Origin of the sequence: Mesorhizobium alhagi CCNWXJ12-2, assembly GCF_000236565.1 — a bacterium.
Classification (GTDB): Bacteria; Pseudomonadota; Alphaproteobacteria; order Rhizobiales; family Rhizobiaceae; genus Allomesorhizobium; species Allomesorhizobium alhagi.
In genome coordinates, this window is sequence record NZ_AHAM01000108.1 from 1 (window position 1) to 8,721 (window position 8,721).

Here is an 8,721-nt window from a genome sequence, read left to right on the forward strand (position 1 = left end):
TCCGCGACTTTCACGAGGCAGCCCCTTTCTCGATCAGCACGGCAAGCGCATTGACCTCTTCGATGCTGTGGATACGCCGCCGGTTGACGACGATTTGCCTGCCGAATTTCAGCGCCTTGGCCTCGCAGGTAGCGCGCAGATCCTGATCAGCAATGGTCTCGAAATCGGCATTGTGCGCCAGGCCCAGAATACGCCTGTGAATCTCGATGCCGGCAAAACCCAGCATGTCCGTCCAGATGGAATAAAGCATCTGGTCGAGCGCCTGTTCGGCGCCGAGCGTGTCGCCCTGGTCCTCGAACAGGCTCTTCTGGTAGAGGATGCCCGTCCGCTCGGTGCCCCACAGATGCGAGAACTCCCTGCGGAACACCGCCCACGTCTCGACGATCACATCAATGAGATAGACGCGGGTGGTGGCGCGGTCGCCGTCATGCTCGTGCCCGCGTTGCGAGAAGAAGGCCATCCAGAAATTGGCGAGCAGCATTCCGACATCGAAGGCCATCGGCCCGTAGAAGGCGAATTCCGGATCGATCATCCGCGTTTCGGCCTCGGTCACCATGATCGAGCCGGAATGCAGATCGCCGTGCAGCAGCGTCTCGGCATTGGCTGTGAACAGATGCTTCAGGCGCTGCGCCTCGACCTTCAAATCGCGGTCGGCGCGCAGTTCCGCGACCAGCGCGTCAAGCTGCGGCGAGGTGTGGCGGTTCATCTTCGCGTCGAAATAGGGATCGGAAAACACCAGGTTCTCGGTGATGTCGCAAAGCTCGACATTGTCGGCGAACAGCGCCAGGTCGGCCTTGCGCTCTCTGGTCGGCATGGAGAGATCGGAGCCCCGGAACAGCGTGCGCGCCATGAACAGGCCGATGTCGGTGGCGATGTTCGGCAGCTGCCGGCCTTCGATCAGCGCCTTGCGCAGGATGACATGCGGCGGAGACAGATATTCCATGATGATGAGCGCCTGGCTCTCGTCGAAATGATAGATTTCGGGTACCGAGCCGGGCGCCCTCGCCTGCTGGCGCGTCAGCGCGTGATATTCGAAGAAGGAGCGCTTCAAGGGCAGCGGCCAGCTTTCGCCGACGAGACGGACATAAGGCAGCGCCTGCTTGACGACGGCCGCGCCCTTGTCGCCCTCCACGATAAAGACCAGGTTCAGATTGCCGTCGCCGACCTCGCGCACTTTCCAGCCAGAGGCGTTTTCGCCGATCCGCGACGTCAGCGCCTTAGTAGCGCCCAGCCTCGCGGCCAATGTCTCGACCGACAATGCTTCAAACGGTTCGCTCATCGTCACTCCGGCCTCCCTCGCTTGCATGTTCCCATCATAATGGCGCAATGGCGACTGGTCCAAACTAGGAACCGCTCTGGCAATTGTCAATCGTGTTGACAATTGCCGACATTGTTCATAGCGTTGCGATCAGGGAGGAAGGCATGGTTGAAAATGCCGTGTTCCGCGTGGAGGGGCTGAGAAAATCCTTTGGCCGGATTGAGGTGCTTGGCGGCGTCTCTCTCGACCTGCATGCGGGCGAAGTGACCGTGCTGATGGGCGCCAACGGCGCCGGCAAATCCACCCTCGTCAAAGTCATCAGCGGCGTCTATGCGCGCGGCGGCGGCGCAATGAAGCTGGGCGGCAAGGATTTTGCGCCCGCGACGCCGGCCGAGGCAATGCGCGCCGGCGTCGTCACCGTGCACCAGAACATCAATGACGGCGTCGTCGCCGACCTCGATGTCGCCACCAATCTCACCCTCGACCGGCTGAGCGGAAGCGGCGCGCCAGCCTTCTTCAATCCGCGCCGCGTGCGCCGCGAAGCGAAGATCGTGGCCGACCGGATGGGTCTGGCGATAGACCTGAAATCCCGTATCAATGACCTGTCGCTCGCCGATCGCCAGATGGTCGCAATCGCACGCGCCATGGCGCACGAGCCGAAAGTGCTGATCCTCGACGAGCCGACCTCCTCCCTGTCGAGCGCAGAGGCGTCGCGGCTCTTCGCCCTAATCGACCGGCTGCGAGCACATGGCGTCGCGATCCTGTACATCTCGCACCGCATGTCCGACATCCGCAGGCTGGCTGACCGGATCGTCTCGATGCGAGACGGAAAGATCAGCGGCGTCTTTGAGGAAAAGCCGCTCGACTATGAAGGCGCGGTCAACGCCATGCTCGGACGCAGGATCCATCTCGACCGGATCGTCGTCAACGAGGCGGCAAAGACGGTTTTGGCGGTCGATGGCCTGCGCATCGCCGAGGGCGCCAGGACTATCTCGCTGACGCTTGGCGCCGGCGAAGTCGTTGCAATCACCGGCCTTGTCGGGGTCGGCAAGACGGCATTGGCCGAGACCCTGTTCGGCGCCCGCGCGTCACTCGCGGGCACGATGGCGCTGAACGGCAGGCCCTACGCGCCTGTGACGCCTGGCGATGCGATCGCAGCCGGCGTTTTTCTCGTCGCCAAGGACCGCGGCGAAAACGGCATCGTCCAGGACTTCAACATCTACGAAAACATCAGCCTTCCCTTCCTGAAGCGGCTTTCCGGCCTGGGCGTGCTCAACCGCGGCGTCGAGCGCGCCACGGCGCGGCGGCAGATCGGCGAACTCGGCATCGTCTGCCGGACCGAACGGGACGAGATGGGCACGCTGTCGGGCGGCAATCAGCAGAAGGTGATGGTGGCGCGCTGGATGTCGCAGCCGGCCAACCTCTTCATCCTCGACGAGCCCTTCCAGGGCGTCGATATTTCGGCAAGGCGCGACATCGCGGCGAAGCTTCGCGCGAGTTCCGGCGGACGCGCCACGCTCATCTTCGTGACCGAACTAGACGAAGCGCTGGAGACGGCGGACCGCGTATTGGTGATGTCCGAGCACACGATCGTCGGCGAGCATCGCAATGCCGATATCGACATGGACCGGCTGCTCGCCGAAGTGGCGGGCCAGCCGCTGCGGGGCGCGGCTTGAATTTATGTGAGGCAGGATTGAATTGAGCGACAAAGGGCATGAACTTGCATTGCGGGATAGCGGCCGCGCGGCTCGAAGGGACCAAATGACCCTGCGCGAACTCGCCATCCGCTACGGTTTTCTGGTCCTGCTTTTCGGGCTGATCGCCTATTTCGCGGTTTCGGCCGACGGTTTTGCGTCGCCGCAAAGCGCCGTCTTCATCTTCCAGTCGGTCGCGATCACCGGCATATTGGCGCTCGGAGTCACCGCCACGCTCGTCGTCGGCGGCTTCGACCTTTCGATCGGCTCGGTCGCGACCAGCGCCATGATGGCCGCCGCCTATGTGATGGTGGTGCTGGAACAGAACGCGGTCGTGGCGGTCGCCGCTTGCCTGCTGATCGGGGTGATCGTCGGGCTGATCAACGGCTTCCTGATCGTCTATATGCGCGTGCCCGATCTACTTGCCACGCTCGGCATGATGTTCCTGCTGGTCGGCTTGCAGCGCATTCCGACCGAAGGCCGCTCCATCGCCACCGGCATGACCATGCCCGACGGTTCGGTCGCAACCGGCAAGTTCAGCGCCAATTTCCTGGCCCTCGGCCGCCACCGCTTCGATTTCTTCATCGACAATCTGCTGCCGGCGTCGGTCGTGGTCCTTCTGGTGCTGGCCCTGCTGATCTGGTTCTTCCTCGAATACACGCGCTTCGGCCGCATGATGTATGCGGTCGGAAGCAACCCGCGGGCGGCGGAACTGGCCGGCGCGCCTGTCAAGGCATACAAGATCTGGGCCTATGTCATTTCGGGCGTTTTCGCCTCCATCGGCGGCATTCTTCTCGCTGCCCGGCTTGGCCGCGGCGACATTGCCTCGGGTAACAATCTGCTCCTGGATTCCGTTGCTGCGGCGCTGATCGGCTTCGCGGTTCTAGGGGCCTCCAAGCCGAACGCCTTCGGCACCGCGATCGGCGCGCTCTTCGTCGGCGTTCTCTTGCAGGGACTGACCATGATGAACGCGCCCTATTACACGCAGGATTTCGTCAAGGGCGCGGTCCTTGTCGTCGCCCTCGTCTTCACCTTCGCCTTGTCCCACAGAGGCAAAGCCTAAGAGACGTCATTCAATCAGTGGAGGAACGGGAATGAACATTACACGCAGAATTCTAGGCAAGATGGCGCTGAGCCTAGCCGGCGCGACCATGCTGATGCAGGCGCCGGCGCTGGCGCAGGACAAGCCGGCGCCGTTCGACAATCCCGGCGAGGTCAAGATCGCGCTGGTGCGCTATCTCTCGACCGGCGACTTTTTCCAGGCCTATCTGTCGGGCGTGGAAGCGCAGGCCAAGGCGCTCGGCGTCGACCTGCGCGTGCTCGACAGCCGGCAGGACGCAGCACTCCAGGCCGATATGGTCGACCAGGCGATCGCGCTCGGCGTCGACGGGATCATCATCCAGCACGGCTTGACCGAATCCATGAAGGAAGCCGCGCAACGCGCTGTAGATGCGGGCATCAAGGTCGTCGCCTTTGACGTCAATGTCGAAAACGACAAGATCCCGCAGATCGAGCAGTCGGACCGCGACCTCGCCCGTCTAGCGCTCGAGCAGGCGATCAAGGACAATGGCGAAAACTGGAAGGCCGGGTACGTCTATGTCGCGGGCATCGCGCCGCTCGACCGCCGCGACGAAACCTGGAAAGAGTTCAAGGCGAAATACCCCGGCATCAATGAAGCGGCGATGTTCGGCACGCTGGACAATCCGATCGCCAATTCGGTCGCCAACCAGGCGCGGTCGGTGCTGTCGGCAAACCCCGACATCAAGGTGATGTTCGCGCCCTATGACGAATTCGCCAAGGGCGTGAAGATTGCGGTGGACGAGGCCGGCCTTTCCTCCGACATCAAGATCTACTCAGCCGACATCTCAACCTCCGATATCGCGGCGATGCGCGAGCCGGACAGCGCCTGGGCGGCCACCGCCGCCACCAATCCGGCCGTCGTCGGCCAGGTTTCAGTGCGCGCGCTCGCCATGCTGCTGGCCGGTGAAGACCCGGGCAGACAAGTGATCGTACCGCCGACGCTGATCACGCAGGCGCAGTTGAACGAGAACGATATCAAGAACATGGAAGAGCTTTCGGCGAAACTGCCGCAATTTGCCCATGCCGATGTTGCGGTGCCCGCCTGGATGCCGCTGCCGGCGAAGTAAAGTTCTCGCCATAGAAATGCGAAAGGGCGGCCCGCGAGCCGCTCTTTTTCGCCTATTGACAATCGTACGGTAAAGCCGTACGAATTCAGCAGCATGAAGATCCGAAGCGTGCGCCACCGAGGTTTGAAACGCTTCATTGAAGACGATGACGGCCGTGGCATCAAGCCCGAGCTAATCAATCGAACCCGCAATGTCCTGGCAGTTTTGATTTCGGCACAGGACATGGATGAGGTCAGGGGGCCGCCGGGATGGCGCATTCATCAATTGACCGGCGACCGTGCAGGAACATGGAGCATTTCGGTATCAGGCAATTGGCGGATCACATTTGATTTGGACGGCGCCGAAATTGCGAATCTTGACATTGAGGATTACCACTGATGAGCGGCGATGCAGAACGAGTTGGCATGAAACCGCCCCACCCGGGCATCTTGATCCGCGAGGAAATTCTTGAGCCCTTAGATCTGTCGGTCGCACGGGCCGCCGAAGTCCTCGGCGTGCGCCGCGCCACCCTTTCCGACCTCGTCAACGGCCATTCCGGCCTGTCGCCCGAAATGGCTCTCCGGGTCGAGAAGGCGTTCGGCGTCAAAATGGATATGCTTTTGCGTATGCAGGCATGGTACGACACGTGTGCAATGCGTGCGCGCACCGATCAAATCCCGGTGCAGCGGTTCAGTCCTCAGACTTGAACGCACCCGCTGGCGAAGTCCGCCGCGCTAGAATTCGATGCCCTGCTGCGCTTTCACGCCAGCCGAGAAATGGTGCTTTACCGCCCCCATCTCGGTGACGAGATCGGCGGCCTCGATCAGCGCGGGCTTGGCGTTGCGGCCGGTGACGACGACATGCAGCCCCTCGCGGCGGTTCTTCAGAGCCGAGACGACCATGTCGAGATCGAGATAGTCGTAGCGCAACGCGATGTTCAACTCGTCGAGCACGACGAGGCTGATCGACGGGTCGACCAGGAGTTCTGCGGCCTTCGCCCATGCGGCTTCGGCGGCGGCGACATCGCGCTTGATGTCCTGGGTCTCCCAGGTGAACCCCTCGCCCATCGTGTGCCAGACGACGCGGTCGCCGAACGCCGCGAACGCGTCCTTCTCGCCGGTGTGCCACGCGCCCTTGACGAACTGCACGACGCCGACGCGGCGACCGTAGCCGATCATGCGTAGCGCCAGCCCGAAGGCCGCCGTGGTCTTGCCCTTGCCGGGCCCGGTGTTGACGATCAGCAGGCCCTTTTCGACGGTCTTGCCGGCGACTTCGGCATCCTGGACGGCCTTGCGCTTGGCCATCTTGGCCTTGTGCTTTTCGGCGGTTTGTTCGTCGATCGTCTTCATTATTTCACCTGCAGCGGCAGCCCCGCCACCATGAACAGCACGCGGTCGGCCTTTGCCGCGACCTTCTGGTTGAGCCGCCCGGCGGCGTCGCGGAATTTTCGCGCCAAGGCGTTGTCGGGCACGATGCCAAGGCCGACCTCATTGGCGACGACGACCCAGTTTCCGCGCGGCTTGGCAAGGATATCACCCAGTTTCATGGACTCAGCTTCGACATCATGATCAGCGAGCAGATGGTTCGACAGCCAGAGCGTCAAGCAGTCGATCAGCAACGGTTGCCCGTCTGGCACGCCGGCAATTGCTACGGCGAGGTCGAGCGGCGCATCGACCGTCTGCCATCCCTCTTCACGCCGCCCTTGATGGAGCGCGACGCGCTCGGTCATTTCGTCGTCGAATGCCTGCGCGGTTGCGATATAGGTCCACGGGGCGGGCGCGGCTGTGACCAGCCTCTCGGCATGCGCGCTCTTGCCGGAGCGCGCACCGCCGAGAAGCAAGGTCAGTGAATTCCCGTCACGCAAAACTGTCGCGCAGGCTGCCGGCCGACCGGGCGACCCTGGAGCGGATCGCACCGGCGACGCCGCCGAGCACCACCCAGAAAATCAAGTTGGTGACGGTGGCAGCGACTACGTACTGACGATGGAGATCGGCAGGGATCGGTGAATCATGGCTGACCGGCTGCGGCGCGCCGACGATATGAGGTGCGACGATCAGCGCGACGCCGACGAGCGACCAGACCACCCCGCTGCGGAACGCTATCAGGCCAAGGCCAACGGCTGTTGCAATCACGGTCGCGGTCCACCAGATCTGGCGGTCGCCGAGATCGGCCGCAGGCATGGCCGGCAATTCCGGCGGCAGGCCAAGGCCAGGCGCCAGCGTGAACACGGCAAAACCCGCAAATCCCCAGAAGATGCCTTGACGCCAACTGGCGATGCCGCCGAACATTTCCGACACAGCAACCAGGACCAGCGCAAACCCAATAGCCGTGACAATGTTGGCGAGCACTGTGTAGCCAAAGCGCTCGAAACCGTCTGCCGGCGCCCAGGCTTCCTCACTGTGCTCATGCGCAGGCGTTGCATCGCCGTGCGAATGGGGCTCGGCGGCTTCCGCCCCGGGCGCCGCATGGTCATGGCCGCCGCCGTTTTCAAAGGTCTCGGCCTTCAGAATCAGAGGGACTGTGGAATAGGTCTGCATCGCGGCCATGACGAGGCCCGCCAATAGCCCGGCGAGCGCCGCGACGAACACGACGTTGCGAAATACGGTCATGTCAGCGATCTCTCAGTGGCAGGGAAACGCCATCGAATGGCGATAGTCGTGGGCTGCATTGTGGACCACGTCCATCTGCGAAAAACCCGCGAAACCGACGATGAAAATGCCGAGCAGGGCCGCAAAGCCAAGCTGGGCCACGCGCGATGCGGCTGAGGTCGAGGTGCCGAGAGAAGAAATTGCTGTGTTCATAATCAATGTCCTTTTCGCCCTCCACCCGAGGGCCCGTCGAGTATCTGCGTCGCCGGCAGGTCTCCTGGCTTGCGGATCGCCGCCCTTCCCCGCCTTCCCGAAGAATTCTTCAGTGGCCTCTGGGGAGGGCTAGCCGCTTACAGTTGCGGGGGCAGCCACGGCTTTGGGCATAAGCCCGCACCGCATTCCCTATTGATTCCTCGCGGAACCGTCGACAACGCGGATCATAAGCACAATCGGAAAATGCCGCAAACCATATTCCCGGCGCTTCCGCTCGAAATACGTCGCAATCGCGCTAGCCATTCTCGCTGATCCGTTCCGCAACCAATTTCTGCAGCCGCCACAAATGGCGATCGTGAATGCCGCGTTCCTCTAGATGGCTGACGGTGTTGTAGAGATAGTCCGGGCCGGAGCCGAGATGGCCGCAAGCGCCGGCCAGCGCCTTGGCCACGGCCGCCTCGTCGAGCTTGCCGGCATAGGTGCGGCCGCTGCGGTTGACGACGAAGCCGAGCGCCGTGATTGGCCCTTCGGCCGTCTCCAGCTTCATCCAGCGCGGCCTGTAGGTCGACGGCTTGGCGGTCATCTCGCGCCGGAACAGTTTTGCGAAACGTTCGCGCAAATCTCCGCCGGGCAGCCTGTAGGCGACGCCGCGGCACTGGCCGCCGTGGTCGAGGCCCATCATCAGTCCCGGCCTATCCAGCGTGCCGCGCCAGCGTGTCATCTTTATGCAGAAGGTCCGGTGCCAGCCACGCGCCAGCGCCATCCGCTCCTCGACATGCTCCAGTTCCGGCCTCCAGATCAGCGAGCCATAGGCGAACAGCCAGACCGGCTCCGCGGGGCCG

At 62.9% G+C, this 8,721-nt stretch carries 11 protein-coding genes and 1 riboswitch; of the genes, 5 read left to right on the forward strand and 6 right to left on the reverse strand.

What is annotated here, in order from left to right; genetic code table 11:
* Window positions 1-10: 10 nt before the first annotated feature.
* The gene (gene mtnK / locus MAXJ12_RS13170; RefSeq protein ID WP_040586237.1) at window positions 11-1,285 is read right to left on the reverse strand and encodes an S-methyl-5-thioribose kinase; all 1,275 of its coding nucleotides are present in this window, start codon (window positions 1,283-1,285) and stop codon (window positions 11-13) included.
* A gap of 137 nt (window positions 1,286-1,422) precedes the next feature.
* Here mtnK and MAXJ12_RS13175 point away from each other — a divergent pair, with 137 nt between their 5' ends.
* The 5 genes from MAXJ12_RS13175 to MAXJ12_RS13195 all read left to right on the forward strand — a co-directional run bounded on the left by MAXJ12_RS13175 (window position 1,423) and on the right by MAXJ12_RS13195 (window position 5,785).
* Window positions 1,423-2,934, forward strand: coding sequence for a sugar ABC transporter ATP-binding protein (locus MAXJ12_RS13175; protein ID WP_008836381.1), 1,512 nt, complete (start codon window positions 1,423-1,425; stop codon window positions 2,932-2,934).
* A gap of 85 nt (window positions 2,935-3,019) precedes the next feature.
* A complete protein-coding gene (locus MAXJ12_RS13180; protein WP_008836382.1) occupies window positions 3,020-4,015 on the forward strand; it encodes an ABC transporter permease in 996 nt (331 codons plus the stop codon).
* Between the two features lie 31 nt (window positions 4,016-4,046).
* The gene (locus MAXJ12_RS13185; RefSeq protein ID WP_008836383.1) at window positions 4,047-5,099 is read left to right on the forward strand and encodes a substrate-binding domain-containing protein; all 1,053 of its coding nucleotides are present in this window, start codon (window positions 4,047-4,049) and stop codon (window positions 5,097-5,099) included.
* Window positions 5,100-5,192: 93 nt separating this feature from the next.
* Entirely contained in the window at window positions 5,193-5,477 is a 285-nt protein-coding gene (locus MAXJ12_RS13190; RefSeq protein WP_008836384.1) for a type II toxin-antitoxin system RelE/ParE family toxin, read from the forward strand.
* The gene (locus MAXJ12_RS13195; protein ID WP_040586238.1) at window positions 5,477-5,785 is read left to right on the forward strand and encodes a HigA family addiction module antitoxin; all 309 of its coding nucleotides are present in this window, start codon (window positions 5,477-5,479) and stop codon (window positions 5,783-5,785) included. The genes MAXJ12_RS13190 and MAXJ12_RS13195 overlap by 1 nt, the downstream gene beginning before the upstream one ends.
* Window positions 5,786-5,812: 27 nt before the next feature.
* On the opposite strand, the gene cobO is transcribed toward MAXJ12_RS13195, so the two are convergent.
* The 5 genes from cobO to MAXJ12_RS13220 form a co-directional block, all read right to left on the reverse strand.
* Entirely contained in the window at window positions 5,813-6,427 is a 615-nt protein-coding gene (gene cobO / locus MAXJ12_RS13200) for a cob(I)yrinic acid a,c-diamide adenosyltransferase (RefSeq protein WP_008836386.1), read from the reverse strand.
* Window positions 6,427-6,924, reverse strand: a complete 498-nt coding sequence (gene cobU, locus MAXJ12_RS13205; RefSeq protein WP_040586239.1) for a bifunctional adenosylcobinamide kinase/adenosylcobinamide-phosphate guanylyltransferase — start codon at window positions 6,922-6,924, stop codon at window positions 6,427-6,429. The genes cobO and cobU overlap by 1 nt, the downstream gene beginning before the upstream one ends.
* Before the next feature lie 10 nt (window positions 6,925-6,934).
* Window positions 6,935-7,687 (reverse strand): CbtA family protein, encoded by a 753-nt coding sequence (locus MAXJ12_RS13210; RefSeq protein WP_008836388.1) that lies wholly within the window; start codon window positions 7,685-7,687, stop codon window positions 6,935-6,937.
* 12 nt (window positions 7,688-7,699) lie between these two features.
* On the reverse strand, window positions 7,700-7,879 hold the full coding sequence (locus MAXJ12_RS13215) for a CbtB domain-containing protein (RefSeq protein ID WP_008836389.1): 180 nt from the start codon (window positions 7,877-7,879) through the stop codon (window positions 7,700-7,702).
* Between the two features lie 37 nt (window positions 7,880-7,916).
* Window positions 7,917-8,107: riboswitch (cobalamin riboswitch) on the reverse strand.
* Between the two features lie 67 nt (window positions 8,108-8,174).
* On the reverse strand, window positions 8,175-8,721 hold a 547-nt coding region (locus MAXJ12_RS13220; protein ID WP_008836390.1), incomplete at its 5' end, for a gamma-glutamylcyclotransferase.